Origin of the sequence: Parapedobacter tibetensis (assembly GCF_024704835.1) — a bacterium.
Classification (GTDB): domain Bacteria; phylum Bacteroidota; class Bacteroidia; order Sphingobacteriales; family Sphingobacteriaceae; genus Parapedobacter; species Parapedobacter tibetensis.
Window position 1 is genome coordinate 159,994 of sequence record NZ_JAMXBE010000007.1, and the last position, 19,068, is coordinate 179,061.

General features: G+C 46.2%; 15 protein-coding genes, 1 tRNA gene and 1 other RNA gene. 10 read left to right on the forward strand and 7 right to left on the reverse strand.

Going from position 1 to position 19,068, the window contains the following annotated elements; all coding sequences use genetic code 11:
• Positions 1-498: 498 nt before the first annotated feature.
• From NF543_RS13515 to NF543_RS13540, 6 genes are all read right to left on the reverse strand, one after another.
• Complete coding sequence (locus NF543_RS13515) at positions 499-1,458, reverse strand: AraC family transcriptional regulator (protein WP_257668671.1); 960 nt, start codon at positions 1,456-1,458, stop codon at positions 499-501.
• 96 nt (positions 1,459-1,554) lie between these two features.
• Positions 1,555-2,916, reverse strand: coding sequence for a tRNA uridine-5-carboxymethylaminomethyl(34) synthesis GTPase MnmE (gene mnmE, locus NF543_RS13520; protein ID WP_257668672.1), 1,362 nt, complete (start codon positions 2,914-2,916; stop codon positions 1,555-1,557).
• A 21-nt stretch (positions 2,917-2,937) separates the two neighbouring features.
• A complete protein-coding gene (locus tag NF543_RS13525) occupies positions 2,938-4,206 on the reverse strand; it encodes a glucose-1-phosphate adenylyltransferase (RefSeq protein WP_257668760.1) in 1,269 nt (422 codons plus the stop codon).
• A 6-nt stretch (positions 4,207-4,212) separates the two neighbouring features.
• On the reverse strand, positions 4,213-5,661 hold the full coding sequence (locus tag NF543_RS13530; RefSeq protein WP_257668673.1) for a glycogen synthase: 1,449 nt from the start codon (positions 5,659-5,661) through the stop codon (positions 4,213-4,215).
• Between the two features lie 3 nt (positions 5,662-5,664).
• Entirely contained in the window at positions 5,665-7,803 is a 2,139-nt protein-coding gene (gene glgB / locus NF543_RS13535) for a 1,4-alpha-glucan branching protein GlgB (protein WP_257668674.1), read from the reverse strand.
• Between the two features lie 56 nt (positions 7,804-7,859).
• Positions 7,860-10,316: a glycoside hydrolase family 31 protein gene (locus NF543_RS13540; protein ID WP_257668675.1), complete on the reverse strand. Its 2,457-nt coding sequence runs from the start codon at positions 10,314-10,316 to the stop codon at positions 7,860-7,862.
• Positions 10,317-10,687: 371 nt separating this feature from the next.
• Here NF543_RS13540 and hisG point away from each other — a divergent pair, with 371 nt between their 5' ends.
• The 8 genes from hisG (at position 10,688) to rpsJ (ending at position 17,776) form a co-directional block, all read left to right on the forward strand.
• Entirely contained in the window at positions 10,688-11,539 is an 852-nt protein-coding gene (hisG, locus tag NF543_RS13545; RefSeq protein ID WP_257668676.1) for an ATP phosphoribosyltransferase, read from the forward strand.
• A 31-nt stretch (positions 11,540-11,570) separates the two neighbouring features.
• Positions 11,571-12,857, forward strand: coding sequence for a histidinol dehydrogenase (gene hisD, locus NF543_RS13550; protein ID WP_257668677.1), 1,287 nt, complete (start codon positions 11,571-11,573; stop codon positions 12,855-12,857).
• 57 nt (positions 12,858-12,914) lie between these two features.
• Positions 12,915-13,282, forward strand: a transfer-messenger RNA (tmRNA) gene (gene ssrA / locus NF543_RS13555).
• 178 nt (positions 13,283-13,460) lie between these two features.
• A complete protein-coding gene (locus tag NF543_RS13560; protein ID WP_257668678.1) occupies positions 13,461-14,108 on the forward strand; it encodes a hypothetical protein in 648 nt (215 codons plus the stop codon).
• A gap of 179 nt (positions 14,109-14,287) precedes the next feature.
• Positions 14,288-14,674: a 30S ribosomal protein S12 gene (gene rpsL / locus NF543_RS13565; RefSeq protein ID WP_257668679.1), complete on the forward strand. Its 387-nt coding sequence runs from the start codon at positions 14,288-14,290 to the stop codon at positions 14,672-14,674.
• Positions 14,675-14,691: 17 nt separating this feature from the next.
• A complete protein-coding gene (rpsG, locus tag NF543_RS13570) occupies positions 14,692-15,159 on the forward strand; it encodes a 30S ribosomal protein S7 (RefSeq protein ID WP_257668680.1) in 468 nt (155 codons plus the stop codon).
• A 130-nt stretch (positions 15,160-15,289) separates the two neighbouring features.
• Entirely contained in the window at positions 15,290-17,404 is a 2,115-nt protein-coding gene (gene fusA, locus NF543_RS13575; protein WP_257668681.1) for an elongation factor G, read from the forward strand.
• A gap of 66 nt (positions 17,405-17,470) precedes the next feature.
• Positions 17,471-17,776: a 30S ribosomal protein S10 gene (rpsJ, locus tag NF543_RS13580; protein ID WP_090632042.1), complete on the forward strand. Its 306-nt coding sequence runs from the start codon at positions 17,471-17,473 to the stop codon at positions 17,774-17,776.
• Between the two features lie 71 nt (positions 17,777-17,847).
• Here rpsJ and NF543_RS13585 read toward each other — a convergent pair whose 3' ends face one another.
• A complete protein-coding gene (locus tag NF543_RS13585) occupies positions 17,848-18,495 on the reverse strand; it encodes a porin family protein (RefSeq protein ID WP_257668682.1) in 648 nt (215 codons plus the stop codon).
• A 260-nt stretch (positions 18,496-18,755) separates the two neighbouring features.
• On the opposite strand from NF543_RS13585, the gene NF543_RS13590 reads away from it, so the two are divergent.
• Together NF543_RS13590 and NF543_RS13595 are read left to right on the forward strand one after the other, a co-directional pair.
• Positions 18,756-18,826 (forward strand) — tRNA-Cys (locus NF543_RS13590).
• 30 nt (positions 18,827-18,856) lie between these two features.
• Positions 18,857-19,039 (forward strand): spore protein, encoded by a 183-nt coding sequence (locus NF543_RS13595; protein WP_257668683.1) that lies wholly within the window; start codon positions 18,857-18,859, stop codon positions 19,037-19,039.
• The last annotated feature ends 29 nt before the right edge of the window (positions 19,040-19,068 follow it).

Below are 19,068 nucleotides of genomic sequence, written 5' to 3' on the forward strand. Positions count from 1 at the left end.
GGGGCCGAAAAATTGTAAAATCGTGCCAAAATCCGGGGTACCCCAAAAAAGTGTTTGGCACGATTTTCCTATTTTTTGTATTGAAAAACGGCGGCTTATCCCAAAAAAAACATCCTTTACACCAGGTTTGAACATGTTTTTTGACTAAAAAAATTAGCTAACAAGGGAAAGGGGAACACTGGCGTTTCTAACAAAAGAGCTAGCGTTTATAGTCTAAGCGCCAGTGTTCCTGACAAAACACCTAGCGTCTACGTTCGGAACGCTAGCGTTCCTGACCAAAAAGCCAGCGTTTACAGACTGGAAGGTGGCTTGTCTAACCAAACAGCCGGCGTTTACGTGCTGGACACCGGCTTGCCTAACAAAAAAGCCGGCGTTTACGTGCTGGAAAGGGGCTTGTCTAACCAAAGTGCTGGCGTTTACAGCCTGGACGCTGGCCTGTCCAACCAAAGAGCCAGCGCCTACGTTCCGGACGCCGGCATTCCTGATCAACCCCCCAGCTTATTTCCTGCTTCCAATGACCTTCCGTTCTTCGCGGGGTGTCCGGTGGAAATATTTCTTGTACTGGGCGGTAAAGTGGCTTGCATCGAAAAAATGGAGCATCAGGGCAATCTGTTCAACGGAGCATCCGGGTTCGTTGCGCAGCAGTTCTCTGCTTTTATAGAGGCGGAGGATCAGGATGGAGGCATTCAGGGAGGCGGGCCTGCCCTCAAAGGCGCGGCTGAGGCTCCGGGCCGAGCAATGGAGCGCTTCGGCAATCTTTTCGCGGCTCAGCGCTTCGTCCATATAGTTGTCCCGGATATAGGCGATTGCCTGGTTGTAAAGCTGTATCTGGGGTTGCCCCTGCGGTTGCTGCAGGCACCGCTTGAGTTGTTGGGCGTAGTTGCCATACGTCTTGATGATCAGCTGCCCGATGTGGTGTACCGTCGAGAACGGGCCGAACGATAGTTTGGGCAATGATTCCAGCGTTTGTCTATCCGGATGGGAAATGGGTACACCCTGCAGGATAGGCTGTTGCCCGTGCCGTTCCCGCAGCAGGGGGAGTTCAGCCAGCAGCTGCTCCCTGGAGGCTCCGGATACACCGAGGTACAGCGCCCATTGCTTTCCGGCCTGAAAGGTAAGCAGCCGGTCTCCGCCGGTTGATATAAAGGAAAACAGGGTGCCGGGTTCGCTGGATGTTCCGCTAGAAAACGTGGCCGTTCCCTGAAACTGGAAGCAAAGCCAGAGCGTTTCCGATTCTTTTGAAGGCAGCTCGAAGGGTGTGGCGGATGGCGGATGCCCTTTGGATTCGCAGAGTACGAAATCCCCGACTTCGAATAGGATGGCAAACACGTGTTCGGCCGGTTTTTGGTGTACTGCCCGGCGCAATACGGCCAGGTGCATGCCCCGGTACGTATCTTTGGATACGGGCCTGGACGAAAGCGTCTCCCTCCATAAATGGCGGACATTGTTCTGTGGCATGTTTTTCTACGATATAGAAAGATAGCCCAAGGTACGGTTTTTTCGATAAAAAGCCGATTACCAACTACCGTGCATTTCGAATTCGGGCTGGCTGCTTTACTTCCCAATACAGAACTTACTGAAGATATTTTCCAACAGGTCATCTGTGGATACGCTGCCCGTGATTTCACCGAGGTGGTGAAGTGCCTGCCGGATGTCCATGGCAAGAAAATCGGAGGTGACCGGATTGTCGATGCCGTGAAGCACCTTCTCCAGGGATTCCGATGTTTTTTGCAGTGCTTCTACATGGCGGATATTGGTGACCAGCACATCGTCTGTATTGAGCTGGTGGAGGTTGACCTTACGTAAGACCTCATCTTTCAATTCCTCCACCCCCGCCTTGTTTTTAGCAGAAATAAAAATAGGCTCAATAACTTTCAGGTCTTCAATGTGATCGGGTCTCAGCAAATCGGTTTTATTGACCACCGTCACAAAAGGCACGCCCAATAGTGCCACTTCCCCGATCTGGGTACTGATTTCTTCCAGATCATCCTGTTGGGGGTCGGCCAGGTAAATGATAAGCCGGGCCTGCCGCATCTTCTCTCGTGTGCGTTCCACGCCCTTGGCTTCGATAATATCCTGAGTATTGCGAATACCCGCCGTATCGATAAAGCGGAATGTGACGCCATTGATATTGATTTCGTCTTCGATGGTATCGCGTGTGGTACCGGCTATTTCCGAAACAATGGCCCGTTCTTCATTCAGCAGGGTGTTGAGCAAGGTGGATTTGCCGACGTTTGGCTTGCCAGCAATCACCACGGGTACACCATTTTTCAGTACATTTCCCTGCTCGAACGATGAAATGAGCCTCTTAAGCACAGCGCCAATATTTAGCACAAGGCCTTTAAGCTGCTCGCGGTTGGCAAACTCCACATCTTCTTCCGAAAAATCCAGTTCGAGTTCAATCAACGATGCAAAATGGATAAGCTGTTCGCGTAGATTTTTCAATTCGTTGGAAAAACCACCTCGCATCTGTTGCATGGCTACTTGATGGGAAGCAGCAGAATTGGACGCAATGAGATCGGCCACTGCCTCGGCTTGCGAGAGGTCCATTCCCCCATTGAGGAAAGCACGCAGCGTAAACTCCCCTGGTTTGGCAGCGCGTGCCCCTCCCTTAATGAGCAATTGGATAATCCGCTCAATTACATAGTTGGAATTGTGGGTGGATATCTCCACCACATGTTCCTTGGTATAGGAATGGGGGGCTATGAATATGGACGCCAACACCTCGTCCAGCACCTCATTTCCATCTTGGATGATACCAAAATGGATGGTGTGGGATTTTTGCAGGGTTAAATCCTTACCCTTAAAAATCTTATTGGCAATGGATATGGCGTCAATTCCCGAAAGCCGGATGACGGCAATAGCGCCACTGCCCGTAGCAGTAGCCAATGCAACTATGGTGTCGTGATTTGCCATGTGGGCAAAGATACGGAATAGCTACCCAATCACCGTCCCACTAAGCAATACCGCTCTTTTCTTGACCACCACGATGCCATCACGGATCATATGCGTTTCAAAATCACCATCTTCCAAATTCGTGCCACCCGTAATACGGACATTGCTGCCGATGCAACAGTTTTTGTCGAGAATGGCATTTTCGATGTAGCAATGCTCTCCTACCCCTGCCAATGGGATACCTTGTCTGTTTGCCACGTCTATGTCGTCCAACGTCTGGTAGAAGTCATTACCAATCATGTAGGTCGTCTTGATGACCGAGCCCGCTCCTACACGTGAGCGCACGCCGATAACCGATCGTTCTATCCGGTCGGCGGCGACGATGCACCCATCTGCAAGGACAACCTTATCCAATGTAGTGCCTGATACTTTGGATGGCGGCAGCATGCGTCCTCGGGTAAAAATGGTGTGTTTATCGAAGAGGTTAAATTTGGGGATGTCGTCTGTGAGGCCGATATTGGCTTCGAAAAACGAATCTATGGTGCCGATATCGGTCCAATACCCCCGATATTCGTAGCTATGCACCTTATGCCTACCGATGGAATCGGGAATCAATTCTTTGCCAAAGTCCATTCCATGATGTTCTGCAAGCATTTTCGCTAACACGTTCTTGTTAAACACATAAATCCCCATGGATGCCAGGTATACCCTGCCTTCCGCCTTCATCTCCTCGCTCACCTCAGACTCCCATCCAGCCAGGAGGTCTGCTGTGGGCTTTTCCGTGAAGGCGGTGATATCGCTTGCCTCGTCCGACTTCAGGATACCGAATGATGTGGCGTCCTTGGCGTTTACCGGAATGGTGGCGATGGATATCTCCGCCCCGGATTCGATATGGCGCTCAATCATTTCCTGAAAATCAATTTGGTAAAGCTGGTCGCCGGAAAGAATGAGCAAATGGTCGTAATCATGGTGTGCCAGGTAGCGCTGCATATGCCGTACCGCATCCGCTGTACCCTGGTACCATTTGTCGCCTTCATTCGTCTGCTCGGCGGCGAGGATATCCACGAAGCCCTTGCTGAACACGCTGAAGTTATAGGTATTTTTGATGTGCGAGTTCAATGACGCGGAATTGTACTGCGTTAACACAAAAATCCGGTTATATCCCGAATTGAGGCAATTGGAGATGGGGATATCGACCAATCGGTACTTCCCGGCAATCGGTACAGCAGGTTTTGATCGTTTTTCGGTCAATGGATAAAGACGTGTACCCTTGCCGCCCCCCAATACTACGGAAATTACATTGTGTTTGATCATAATCTATTTGGTTATATTTCGATAAAGCTCCACATATTTCGTTGCCGATTTATCCCAGGAGAAATCGATCTTCATCAATTGCTTACGCAGTTGCTGCATCCGTTTTTTATCTTTATACAATTCCAATGCCCGCTGTATGGCAAATACCGCATCATCAATGTCGGCATGCTGGAACGTTATCCCGTATCCATCTTTTTCACTGATGTCACGTACGGTATCTTTAAGTCCTCCTGTACGTCGTACGATGGGAATGGTACCATACCGCATCGAATAGAGTTGGTTTAGCCCACACGGCTCCACACGTGAAGGCATGATCAAAAAATCTGCAGCGGCATAAATCCGGTGCGACAATTCCTCTTCATAACCGATATGGACACCCAGTTTCCCTTGATATTTTTCGGCCAAAAAGGCCATCGCCGTTTGCACTTGGGGATCCCCCGATCCTAATACGATTATACTCAATTCAACACCGTCACTGCTCAATATGTTTTCTATGATTCCAGGTAAAAGATCAGCTCCTTTTTCGCCAGCAAACCGACCAATATAGGCCAATAGCGGCTTTGTGGAATCCAAGCCGAACTCATTGCATAGGAATGCCTTGTTCTTGTTTTTACCTGATTGAACATCCGTAATGCGATAGTTTTGATGCAGCATATCATCCCTTTCCGTATCCCATACCATCGTATCAATCCCATTTACGATGCCGAAACTTTTATGCTGTTCCATCAAAAACAAATGTTCCAGTCCATTTGTTTGCTCAGTTAGTTCTTGAAGATATCCCTCGGATACCGTAGTGAATACCGTACAACATTTAATCAACGCGGCCAATGGATTAATCACTTTATCCCAATCCAGCAATCCCCATTTCCATGTATCAAAAGTGGGTAGCAGGATGGCTTTATTCCAATCCATCCATCCCTGGTATTCCCCATTGTGTACTGTTGCTACAGTTGGTACATCCTTAAACGCAGTAAACTCGTCGCTATGGTACATCAAAAACGGGATGAGTCCGGTATGGTGGTCGTGGCAATGAACCACATCCGGTATGATAGCGGCTTCGTTAATCCAGTGCAAAAACCCGTGTTGAAAAGCCATGAATTGTTCGCTTTCATCGACATAACTGTAGATTTCATCCCGGTCTAAAAGTCCCGGTATTTTTATCAGATACAGGCCAAACCCCAATACGTCATGTTTTTCCTTGTATACCTGTACTTCCAATGGTCTTGATCCCTGTTGGAAATTTCCCCGGTATACAACCTCGAAATCATGTCTTTGCACAAAAGGTTTATTGTACCAAGGCATAACCACCCAAGCATTAAGCCCAGCATGCTGCAAGTATTTGGGCAATGCCCCTACCACATCGCCGAGCCCTCCTACTTTGGCTACAGGGTAACATTCGGCGCTTAAATGTATGACATGCTTGGGGTCGGTGGCTGTTGAATCGTTGGCCATAAATTATTCGTCATTAGATGAGTTACGCTTGGGCATGCGGTGTCCAACGGGTGGCTTTTCTTCTTTGATTGCCTTTGTAGCAGGTATAGTGGCTTCCACGGTAGGGACTTCCGGTTCCGGCATTTCCTTCACTCGCCTTTTCGTCGTTTTCTTTTCTACCGGGCTCTCATTGTCCGTTTTTGCCAGTGGTATTTTTTCGCTTTGCTTTACTTTTTCCCGGGCTACTTGCTTTTCATGGTTTTGCTTGAGGACTAGTCCGCCCAGAGGGGGCAAGGTGAAGTTAGCTGACCAATCCTTATTCATCCATCGAATGGGTTCCGCCTGCACTGGCGGATGTTCGATGCCACTGCCATAATAATTGTCGTCATCCGAACTTAGCAATACGATCCATTCGCCTTGCGAAGGTAAACCACATCGATAAAAATAACGAACCACCGGTGTTAAGTTTAAGATAATTAACAAATCGTTTTCCGGCTTGAGACCCCTTCTTACGTATGACAAAACCGAATTTTGGGCATCCCCCCCTTCTATCCATTCAAAACCTTCGGGGCTGAAGCTATGTTCGTAGAGCGCAGGCTCGGTTCTGTACAAGTGGTTAAGTGATTTGATGAATTCGAAAATGCCGCTATGCGGTTTATGCTGCATCAGGTGCCAATCCAAAGACTGGTTGTAATTCCATTCAGTAATCTGTCCGAATTCGCAACCCATAAATAGCAATTTAGTGCCTGGGTGTGTAAACATATATAAATATAATACCCGCAGGTTGGCAAACCGCTGCCATTCATCGCCGGGCATTTTGTTAACCATCGATTCTTTGCCATGAACTACTTCATCATGCGAAATAGGCAACATGAAATTTTCATGAAATGCATATAACATGCTGAAGGTTAATTGCCCATGGTGATGTTGCCTGTATAACGGGTCGCGGCTGAAATATTCCAACGTGTCATGCATCCAACCCATCATCCATTTCATCCCAAAACCTAATCCTCCGCTATATACCGGACGGCTCACCCCTGGCCAGGAGGTAGATTCCTCAGCTATGGTTTGTACATCTGGGAAATAGCCATATATAGCTTCATTTAATTCTTTCAGAAAACTGACCGCTTGCAGATTCTCCCTGCCACCATATTCATTGGGTATCCATTCGCCCTCATTACGGGAATAGTCGAGATACAGCATGGAAGCCACCGCATCTACCCGTATTCCATCTGCGTGGTATCTTTCCAGCCAAAATATGGCATTGCTGATTAGGAAAGCGCGCACCTCATTGCGGCCATAATTAAAAATGTAGGATCCCCAGTCTGGATGATAACCCTGCCGCGGATCCTGATGTTCATATAGATGTGTGCCATCAAACCGGTATAAACCATGTGCATCACCAGGAAAATGCGATGGCACCCAATCCAGCACGACGCCAATGCCATTAATATGCAACTGTTCGGTGAGATACATCAAATCCTGAGGAGATCCATAGCGGGCTGAAGCGGCAAAATAGCCTGTAATTTGGTATCCCCATGATGGGTAGTAGGGATGCTCCATAATCGGGAGCAGTTCAACATGGGTAAAGCCCATTTCTTTGACATAAGGCACCAAGCGTTCAGCAATTTCCCTATAATTGAGCAGTCGCTTTGGGTCATCTGGGTCACGTATCCAAGACCCTAGATGCATTTCATAAACAGAGATGGGCTTATTGAGCCCGTTGTGTTGATGGCGGGCCTGCATCCAATCTTCATCTTGCCATTCATACCACGTGGTGGATACCAGGGATGCCGTCCTTGGCGGATTTTCCGATTGCAATGCAAAAGGATCACTTTTTTCCAACGTTTCTCCCTGATATGATCGGATATGGTACTTATATAACTCGCCTACTCCAATATTGGGGATAAATCCTTCCCAGATACCCGAACCATCCCATCGCACATAAAGGGTATGTGAATAGGGATTCCAACCGTTAAAATTGCCAATAACTGAAACTGATTCAGCATTGGGCGCCCATACCGCAAAATAGGTGCCGCTACTACCGTTATGCAAAAGGGTATGCGAACCGAACTTTTCATAGAGTTTAAAATGCTTGCCCGACCGAAAGAGACTTACATCAAAATCCGTGAACAATGAATAGACTTCTACCGAATTCTGCATAACTATGGGTTTATAATTGGTTAACAAACGTATCTATCGGACAGCCCTTGGCGTGCTCAGGTGATTACGATGCTCCTGAAATCTTTCGGTACTTTAACCACGTGCCTACCGTTGTCGTCCTGTTCGGCAACTAGGGTCTTATCGTCCACAATCACATGTTGCACCTTAAATGGCAAAGCCACCAAATGCAAATCATATGTATCATATTTCTCTGAATACAAACCATCTACGTTTTGCGCGATTTTCAAACTTTTTGAACTTCCCTTTACCACAAACTTCTTCTCCAAATAGATATGTTGTTCGTAAGCAAACGTATCTCCGTGATCTTCATATAGATACGAATTCACTTCCTGCACGCTATGATAAACCAGCAGCTTCAGTGATTCGATCTTCTTCTCATGCACAAATTGCATGACGGGATATTCTGGGAGTACGGTCCCTGCCTTTATAAATATAGGCATTTCATCCATCGGCGTGACCACATCATGCTCTTTCCCTCCTTGATATGCAGTATCGTTCCAATAATAGTACCAATCACCAGTAGGTAGGTACACTGTTTTGTTTTGTTGACCTGGATTCAACACGGGTGATATCAGTATTTTATCGCCAAAGCAGAATTCCTCTTCCCGTTGGATGTTACTGTCGAGGTGTTGTTCCATTAAAGTCACGGGACGTAGGATGGGGAATCCATATTTGGTATGCTCCCAAAATACGGAATAGATATAAGGCAAGAGCTTATAACGCAATTCGATGAATTTACGATTAAGCGCTTCATGCTCCGCTCCGAAGCTCCATGGTTCACGTTCAGCGGTATCGCCAGCTGAATGGGCCCTCATGAAGGGAGAGAAGACCCCAAACTGTATCCACCGTGTAAAAAGTTCTGCATCTGGTTCTCCACTGAACCCTCCGATATCCGTACCGCAGAACGGCATGCCAGATGTCGACAGCCGTTGGAGTTGCAATACACCGAGGCGTAAATGTTCCCATGTAGCCACATTATCGCCAGTCCATACAGAAGCATAGCGTTGCGTACCTGAATATGCTGCACGGGTAATGGTAAAGGGCCGCTTTTTCTGAAACAGTTTTTTCAACCCTTCATACGTGGCCCGCACCATCTGCATGCCATACACGTTATGCGCCTTGCGGTGGGAGCCACGGTAACCGTCGAAATTATGGCGCACGTCATTCGGGAATGTACCCCTGCCAAATACAGCCGGTTCGTTCATGTCATTCCATACGCCTGCCACCCCAATATCTACCAATTCCTTAAACAGTCCACCCCACCATTCACGCACCTCCTGGTTAGTAAAATCGGGAAATTGGCAACGGCCCGGCCACACATATCCTTCCATGAAATAGTCATCACCCCTGCGGCAGAAATAGCGGTTCTTTTTTCCTTCACGAAATACCCAATAATTCTCATCGACTTTAATGCCCGGGTCAATGATGACCACCGTACGGAAACCATCGTCTGCCAATTCCTTAATCATCTTCTTTGGGTCAGGGAAATAACGCTTGTTCCACGTAAAACACCGATAACCGTCCATATAATCAATATCGAGGTATATCGCATCACAGGGAATTTTTCGCTCGCGGAAATTCTTGGCCAAATCCCTCACTTTGCTTTCAGGGTAATAACTCCACCGACATTGATGAAAACCCAATGCCCATAACGGAGGTAGGTAATGTGTGCCCGTAATGCTATTGTAGCGCTTCACTACATCCATCATGTGCGGACCATGGATATAATAATATTGTAATTCTCCACCTTCCGACCAAAAACTTGTCTGGTCATGTGCCTCAGCGGCAAAATCGAAATAGGTCTTAAATGTGTTGTCGAAAAATATGCCGTACGCATCTCCATCATTCAATCCGATATAGAACGGGATGCTGCGGTATAATGGGTCTTGATTGAACTGGAACGAATACGTGTCAGAATTCCAATTGGTGAACCGCCCTCCCCGTAGATTGAGGTGGGTAGGCTTATCACCCAATCCATAAAAGGCTTCATTGGCTACGGCCACTTTGGTACTGTACACATAATAGCCGCCGAAATCAGGGTTTTCTTCCCAATGCATAGGTGAATAATCCTTGCTGTATTCCTTGCCTTCGCGGTCCTCGAATGAAATTAAAAAATCGGCCTTTTGGATCACGCAAGCCACGGTATTGGTTTTTACGCGATATGCTTGCTGATCCTCCTCAAAATTATATACCGCCACATGTTGGTCCGTTTGGGGCACCGCATAGGAGAAGTCTTCCAAGAATTGTCCCTTTGGAGCCAATCGAACCCGAATAATCTCATCACTGACTACCTTGATTTCTACGCTTGCACTGCCATCGGTGAAATAATAATTGTTGTTTTCCTGGTGATACCCAGTTACCGGTCCTAAATAATTTTTGACAATTTCCGGCAAATCCAATACCGGGTTATTAACATGGTGTATCCCATCTTCCAATATTTGGGTCGTATTGCCCGTAGTTGTCTCTTGTTGGTTTGCTAAATCCTTCGCCATATATTATCACCTCTTATTTTTAGCCAAAGTACATTTTTTACCTAATTAAAACAATTCATCCCCACATAAATTAAAAAAAAGGCATCAACATATTAATTATACACCTGCTCTCTGTGATTTTACCTTTTCTGGATCACACGGAGGTATGGCGTCATTTAATAAAACTTAACGGCGAAATTTGCAATGCCGATATTTACCTCATATATTTGCCGCTGCACTTAACAGTTATTAATAGTAAACATGAAGATTGCTTTCATCCAACACATACATATCCACCATCGCCCTTATGGCGATATGTAATATGTATGTTTCTACGTGAAGCAGTTAACCAACGATGTTTTTTCCTTTATTAATAATTTTAATTTACACCCTTGAAGAATTTGAAAATCGCCATCCAAAAATCTGGGAGGCTCAATGAAAAATCAGTACAATTGCTGAAAAACTGTGGCTTGAACTTTGAGAATTACAAAAGTTCTTTGATAACTACCGTTTCCAATTTCCCATTGGAAATACTCTTTCTCCGGGATGATGATATCCCTGAATATGTACAAGATGGCATTGCCGATCTTGGCATAGTGGGTGAAAATGTCATTATGGAAACTGAGGCCGATGTTCGATACCTACAGCGGCTTGGGTTTGGCAAATGCAGTCTCAAAATCGCTGTACCCAATCACAGCGAAGCCATGGAACTTGCCGATTTAAACGGGAAAGCCATCGCCACTTCTTATCCCACCATCCTCAAAAAATTCCTTGATGGAAATGGTATTTCAGCCGATATACGCATGATCTCCGGCTCGGTTGAAATTTCCCCTGCATTGGAGTTGAGCGACGCAATCTTTGATATCGTTTCCACCGGTGGCACATTGAGGAGCAACGGACTCAAACCTTTTGCGGATGTAATGGCATCAGAGGCCATTTTGATCAGTAAAAACGGCATAGATAGCAATCCGGTAGTTCGTGAATTGATACAACGTATTCAATCTGTACTCCGGGCTTTCGAAACCAAGTATGTGGTCCTGAATGTGGAACGCCGGCATCTTGATGAAATCATCGCCCTGCTTCCCGGTGTTAAGAGTCCAACCATTGTGCCTTTGGCTGAAGAAAATTGGGTGGCGGTGCACACGGTCATCTCGGAACAGGATTTCTGGGATAAAATCAACAAATTGAAGGCCGCTGGAGCACAAGGTATTGTGGTGATGCCGGTGGAAAAAATCATCATTTAAGCCCTGATGTATACTTAATACCAAAAACACCATGCTAAAGACATACACCTATTCTTCGCTGAATGGGCCGGATATCCAAAAGCTTCTTACGCGCAATACCGATCCTTCCAATGCCATTACTCAATCGGTAGTGTCCATCATTGACGACGTACGGGCCAACGGTGATGCTGCACTTAAGGCCTACGCGGAAAGATTCGACGGCGTGCACTTGGAGAAATTATATCTTGAAGCCGATGAAATTGCAGCCATCGCTTCCTCCATTGGGCGTGAGCAACGGCGTGCGCTAGAAATTGCCTTCGCCAATATATACCGTTTCCATGAAACCCAATTGCGCAAGGAAAAGGCGGTGGAGACCATGCCGGGTGTTAAATGCTGGCGCGAACCACGGCCCATCGAAAAAGTGGGATTATATATTCCCGGAGGATCGGCCGTGCTGCCCAGTACATTATTGATGCTCGGCGTCCCGGCGCGCATAGCCGGCTGCAAGGAAATTGTGGTTTGCTCCCCTCCCCAGGCCAATGGCATGATCAATGGGTATGTAGCCTATTGCCTGCAACTGCTTAAGATTGACAAAATCTATTTGGTAGGGGGTGCTCAAGCTATAGCCGCCATGGCTTATGGTACAGCTAGCATCTCCAAAGTAGACAAAATATTCGGGCCGGGCAACCAATACGTTACCAAGGCCAAAAGCTTAGTGCAAAGTAAGACCAATGTAAGCATTGATATGCCCGCGGGGCCATCTGAAGTGCTTGTCGTCGCAGATGGCACGGGCAACCCTCAATACATCGCCGCCGACCTGCTAGCACAGGCCGAACATGGGCCAGATAGCCAAGCCATATTGGTAAGTACGGATCAAACACTGATTGCCGATGTACAGGTTGCCTTGGAAGAACAGCTTGCACAACTACCTCGTGCTACTATGGCCGCAAAAGCCCTTGCCAATTCTTACGCCATATTATGCAGTGACTTGGATGAGGCCTTGGCTTTCAGTAACCAGTATGCCCCGGAGCATTTAATCATTGAAACTGAAGATTGGGAATCCTTGGTACAGAAAATCAGCAATGCCGGTTCGGTGTTTCTGGGACACGATACACCCGAAAGTGCCGGAGACTATGCTTCGGGTACCAATCATACTTTACCTACAAGCGGCTATGCACGTTCATATTCAGGGGTATCGGTGGATTCATTTGTCAAAAAAATTACATTCCAGCATATTACGATGGAGGGGTTGCGAAACATTGGCCCTACGGTGGAGCTATTAGCGGAACTGGAAGATTTGCAAGCGCATAAAAATGCGGTGTCAATACGACTCGGTTGATTTTCCGCCTTTCATTTTCGATATAAAATCGTATCTTTGTAGGCTATATTATTACAGGGGGCCGACCGGAATTGACAGGATGGAGACGGTTATGTAAGCATGCAGCGCGTTGTGAGTATTGCGCTTTAATCCGAACTTTCAACTTTTTAAATGGCGAAAATAACTACGCCTTAGCTGCCTAATTTAGAATTAGCTCAGCTTTTGTCCCGCTAACGTATCGTTCTATAGCGTAGCATCCGGGACACCGAAATATGGAACTGGTTGGTTCGTTGTTGCGCCGGACCAACGAGAAACAGCAACTAAGGAAAATGGTACAGGCAAGCATCCGGCCTTCCCTTTCCCGACAATAAAACGGAAGCTAAGCATGTAGAAAGCATATATTGTACCATGTCTGGACGAGAGTTCGAATCTCTCCGGCTCCACAAAGCAGAAGAAGCCCGGCAATAGCCGGGTTTTATTGTTTTCCCGGATGCACGACGCTCCAGCTTCGGCAATCTCTTCGAGCAAAAATGCTTCGCCTCATTCTCAAGAAAAGAAAACAATGCCTAAATCCAACGGTTATCTATAATGAAATTAACTATTAAATTAATAATGAGGAGTAGTATGAAATGGTTATTTTTTAGCGGAATAGGTGTGTTACTGATGTTGTTTTTTGTGAACTGTGAAAAGGAGGAAAATCGTGGCAGGGACTCGATGATCCTTTACTCAGATTTTTCCGACGGCAAAGACGGCTGGCAAGCAGGCTTTTCCGAATACAATGGTGACAACGTTGAAATTTATGAATTGGAGGAAGGTCTTGCTACGCTCCCTGCTCCATTGGATGAAAACGAACCCGCTTATCGCATCTCAGGTATGAATCGCAGCGATGACCTGTTCATGTATCTTACCAAAAGAGCTGAAGGCCTGAAGCCTTCAACGCGATATAAAGGAACGTTTACACTTCACATCGCCTCAGACGCGAGAAGCGGTGGTGTCGGCGCTGGCGGTGCTCCCGATGAAAATAACTTCTACGAGATGAACATCGATAAAATACAGCAATGCTGTACCGATGGTAGTGATATGGTGGTAATCGGCAATGTAGCTAATGGTACCGAGGAATATGTTTATACCCTCCTAGAACGGACTGGTGAGTTTTCGGCCACAACAGATGACGATGGTATGCTATGGATAATCGTGGCAACCGATTCAGGGTTTGAAGGTAAAACTACCTTGCATTATTCCAGCATACGGGTTGCTTTGGAAGAAATATGACTATTTCTCTATTTCAAGGCTGGCGGCATTCTTGTTGAGGTACCTTGCGATTAACCTGTTTTGCAGGAAATCAAATGCAGTTTTTTTATCAAACCCCTTGATAATCAAAAATAAACTTCCTACCTTTGCCCACCTTAAAATAAGTTTAAGAATAAAAGCAAAAAATTAAAAAACAGTAAATGCCTACTATTCAACAATTAGTTAGAAAAGGTAGAGTAGCTCTGGTGGACAAGAGTAAATCCCCAGCGTTGGACAGCAGTCCACAGCGAAGAGGCGTATGCACACGTGTATACACCACTACCCCTAAAAAACCAAACTCAGCAATGCGTAAAGTGGCTCGTGTGCGCCTTACCAATGGTAAAGAGGTGAATGCATACATTCCAGGCGAAGGTCACAACTTGCAAGAGCACTCCATCGTGTTGATCCGTGGTGGCCGGGTGAAAGACTTACCAGGTGTACGTTACCACATCATCCGTGGTGCATTGGATACATCAGGTGTTGCCGGACGCAACCAACGCCGTTCGAAATATGGGACAAAACGTCCTAAACCAGGACAAGCTAAATAAAAACGGAGGACAATAAGATGAGAAAATCAAAACCAAAGAAAAGAATCATTTTACCTGATCCGAAGTTTAACGACACTCAGGTAACTCGCTTTGTAAATAACATGATGTTCGACGGTAAGAAGTCGATCGCTTATACCATTTTTTACAAATCGATGGAATTGGTGGAACAGAAGACTAGTGAAAACGGTTTAGACACCTGGAAAAAAGCATTGAACAACGTAATGCCTGCTGTGGAGGTCAAATCACGGCGTGTAGGTGGAGCAAACTTCCAAGTACCTACTGAGGTACGCCCCGAGCGCAAGATTGCCTTGGGCATGAAATGGCTGATTAACTTCGCTCGCAAACGTGGTGAAAAAACCATGTATGAAAAATTGGCTGCCGAAATCATCTCGGCATCAAAGGGAGAAGGCGCTGCTGTGAAGAAAAAGGAAGATACCCACAGGATGGCTGAGGCCAACAAGGCATTCTCACATTTCAGGTTCTAAATTTGGTAAGACACCATATAGAATTACACCGATTTAAAGGGAGCAGGAAACATCCATTAAAAATCGGTGTAATTTTTATCAAGCAATTTGAAAACTCCCACCTGCCATAGGCAGGTAACATTGTAGTAACATGTCAAGAGATTTAAAATACACAAGAAATATCGGTATTGCCGCGCATATTGATGCCGGCAAAACCACCACCACCGAACGCATTCTCTATTATGCCGGTGTAAACCACAAAATCGGTGAAGTGCATGATGGGGCATCCACCATGGATTGGATGGTACAGGAAGCCGAACGCGGCATTACCATCACCTCTGCAGCTACCACCGTATTCTGGAATTATCGCGAAGACAGATACCAAGTAAACATTATTGACACCCCTGGGCACGTGGATTTCACCGTGGAGGTAAATCGCTCACTCCGTGTGCTGGATGGCTTGGTATTCCTATTCTCAGCCGTAGATGGTGTGGAACCTCAATCGGAAACCAACTGGCGCCTAGCCGACAATTACAAAGTGTCGCGCATCGGTTTCGTCAATAAAATGGACCGCTCTGGAGCCGATTTTCTCAACGTGGTAAAACAAGTGAGGGAAATGCTTGGTTCAGAAGCTATCCCCTTGCAATTGCCCATTGGTGCTGAGGATAACTTTAAAGGCGTAGTAGATTTAATCAATAACCGTGGTATCGTTTGGAACGAGCACGACAAGGGCATGACATTCACCGAGGTACCAATACCCGATGATATGATGGAAGACGTGGCCCATTGGCGGGAAAAACTATTGGAATCCGTAGCGAGCTATGATGAATCGCTAATGGAGAAATTCTTCGATGACCCGGATTCCATCACGGAAAGGGAAGTGTTGAACGCGTTGCGTAAAGCCGTACTCGATAATTCCATTGTACCGATGTTATGCGGATCTGCCTTCAAAAATAAAGGCGTGCAGACCATGCTCGATTTGGTGATGGAACTGTTGCCTTCTCCGATGGACCAGGAAGCCGTAAAAGGGCTGGATCCACGCACGGAACAGGAAACCAGCCGTAAACCGGACATGAAAGAACCCTTCGCTGCCTTGGCTTTTAAAATCGCGACAGACCCATTTGTAGGTCGCCTTTGCTTCATTCGAGTATATTCAGGTAACCTGGATGCTGGTTCTTATGTATACAATGCCCGTTCGGACAATAAGGAACGGATTTCCCGTATCTTCCAAATGCATGCCAATAAACAAAATCCTATTCCGAATATCGGAGCAGGGGATATTGGTGCCGTTGTTGGTTTTAAAGATATCAAAACAGGTGACACACTTTGCGACGAAAAACATCCCATCGTGTTGGAATCCATGAATTTCCCTGAACCTGTAATTGGTTTAGCAATTGAACCAAAAACACAAGCCGATGTGGACAAATTGGGTATTGCCTTGGGAAAATTGGCTGAAGAGGATCCCACATTCCGTGTGCAGACCGATGAGGAAACCGGACAAACTGTTATTTCCGGCATGGGTGAGCTCCACTTGGATATCTTGATCGACCGTTTGAGACGTGAATTCAAGGTTGAAGTAAACCAAGGAGCCCCACAAGTAGCATACAAGGAATCCATTACGGGCACTACCCAACACCGTGAAGTATACAAAAAGCAAACCGGTGGCCGTGGTAAATTTGCCGATATACAGGTGGTTGTCTCTCCCGTGGATCCTGACTACGACCTGAGCAAGTCACCACTTCAGTTCATTAATGAAATCGTGGGTGGTTCTATTCCCAAGGAGTATATCCCGTCTGTACAGAAAGGATTCGAGACCTCTATGGTAAATGGTGTGTTGGCAGGATATCCACTGTCAAGCATGAAAGTTCGTTTGATAGATGGTTCGTTCCACGCAGTCGACTCCGACTCACTGTCATTTGAAATTGCTGCTCGTTCGGCATTCCGCGAAGCCCTTCCTAAATGTAGGCCCGTACTTATGGAGCCTATCATGAAAATTGAAGTGCTTACGCCAGAGGAAAATATGGGAGACGTGATGGGTGACCTTAACCGCCGCCGCGGGCAACTGCAAGGCATTGACAGCCGTGCTGGTTCTCAGGTCATCAAGGCCCTAGTACCACTCTCAGAGATGTTTGGATACGTGACACAACTACGTACCATCACTTCAGGACGTGCTACTTCCACCATGGAATTCGACCATTACGCCGAAGCACCCAAGAACGTTCAAGACGAGGTGATTGCCAAAGCTAAGGGCAAAGTAAACGCTTGATAGAAAATAACCCGGTTGTTTGTTACTAATAGCTCTAACAAGCAATCCTAACTTTAAATACATAACATGAGCCAACGAATTAGAATCAAATTGAAATCGTACGATTACAACTTGGTGGATAAGTCTGCCGAGAAAATCGTTAAAACTGTAAAACCTACAGGTGCTGTGGTAAGCGGCCCCATCCCCTTGCCCACTGAAAAGAAAGTGTACACCGTTTTGCGTTCACCACACGTGAACAAAAAAGCACGTGAGCAATTTCAACTGTGTGCTTACAAAAGGTTGTTGGATATTTATAGTTCCAATTCAAAAACAGTGGACGCCTTGATGAAACTCGAATTGCCCAGTGGCGTGGAAGTGGAAATCAAAGTGTGATGACTTCATTGTAAAACAAAAAAGGCTCCGTGATTCCACGGAGCCTTTTTTGTTTTAAACAATTTGCCTCGTTACAACTGAAAGCCAACCCCGAAAGACAATACCCTGTTGGAGAACTTGCTGTCGCTGTTGTCGCTCGGCGACAAGTTGGACAAACCAAGTCCGTAACCTGCGTTGATCAAAAAGCCGTTGGACAACCGATACCCGGCCATGAAATTCACCCCGAAATCAAACGGCTTTTGGTCTTTGTCATCGCCACTAAATTTGAGGTCGTAGTCTCCCTCGCCACCCCAGATATCTCCCACATTCCCTTTTACCTTCGTCTTTCCGCTAAGGGAATAACCGACGTACGGACCTGCGCCCAAGAATACAGACCCACTGCTTCCCGTAGGGATGTAGTAAACAGCATTCACAGGAATCTCCAACGCCATCACATTGGTGGTAACGCTCCCGTCCATATTGTCTCCATCAAAGTCATACTTTTCGCCTTTTCCCTGCAAGGAAATTCCCGGTTGAATCGAGAATTGGGGTGCGACAGCCAAATCCGCGTAGCCGCTCACGTAAAATGAGGGGTTCATTTTCTGATAATCTTTTGCCGCGTCCGACACGTTGCTATACTTCCCCAGATTCAGCCCCGCTTTCACTCCGTAACCTACTTCCTGCGCGAATGCGCCGATCGAAATACCCAAAACAATTAGTACAGATAATAACTTTTTCATATTCATTTCTCCTTTTACGTTTTATACTATTTTAAACAGTAATGTAAATTGCAAGATATGCGCCACGATTTTCATCCACAGCATAAAAACCTAATTATCAATAATATACAATACACTGGAGATTGATTTCAATGTGTATGGATTTATATACACTTTGAATACATCGATGTACAGCTCGTTAAGAGATAAAATGTGTAATTAAGTACATCACTGCTTTCAATTGTCAACAATTTATCTTAGTTTTGCAGTCCTTTGAAAAGGGTCGGATGGCCGAGTGGCTAGGCGGAGGTCTGCAAAACCTTTTACAGCGGTTCGAATCCGCTTCCGACCTCGTTGTTATAACAGGTAAAAAAATAAGAAAATGGGAGTTACACGCTTAAAAAGAAAAGACAGAAGAAATAAAGTGGTTGCAAAAAACCAAGTGCAGTTTCTGAAGCTTGGTCGCAATATCGAAACCGGTAGCCGCTCGAAAATGCCGGCCAATAGTCAAATCGTCAAAAACAATGCGGTATTGGATCAGTTGGAAGCCGAACTGAAAAAATAGATCTTCTATCCTTTCCTAAAAACACCTTA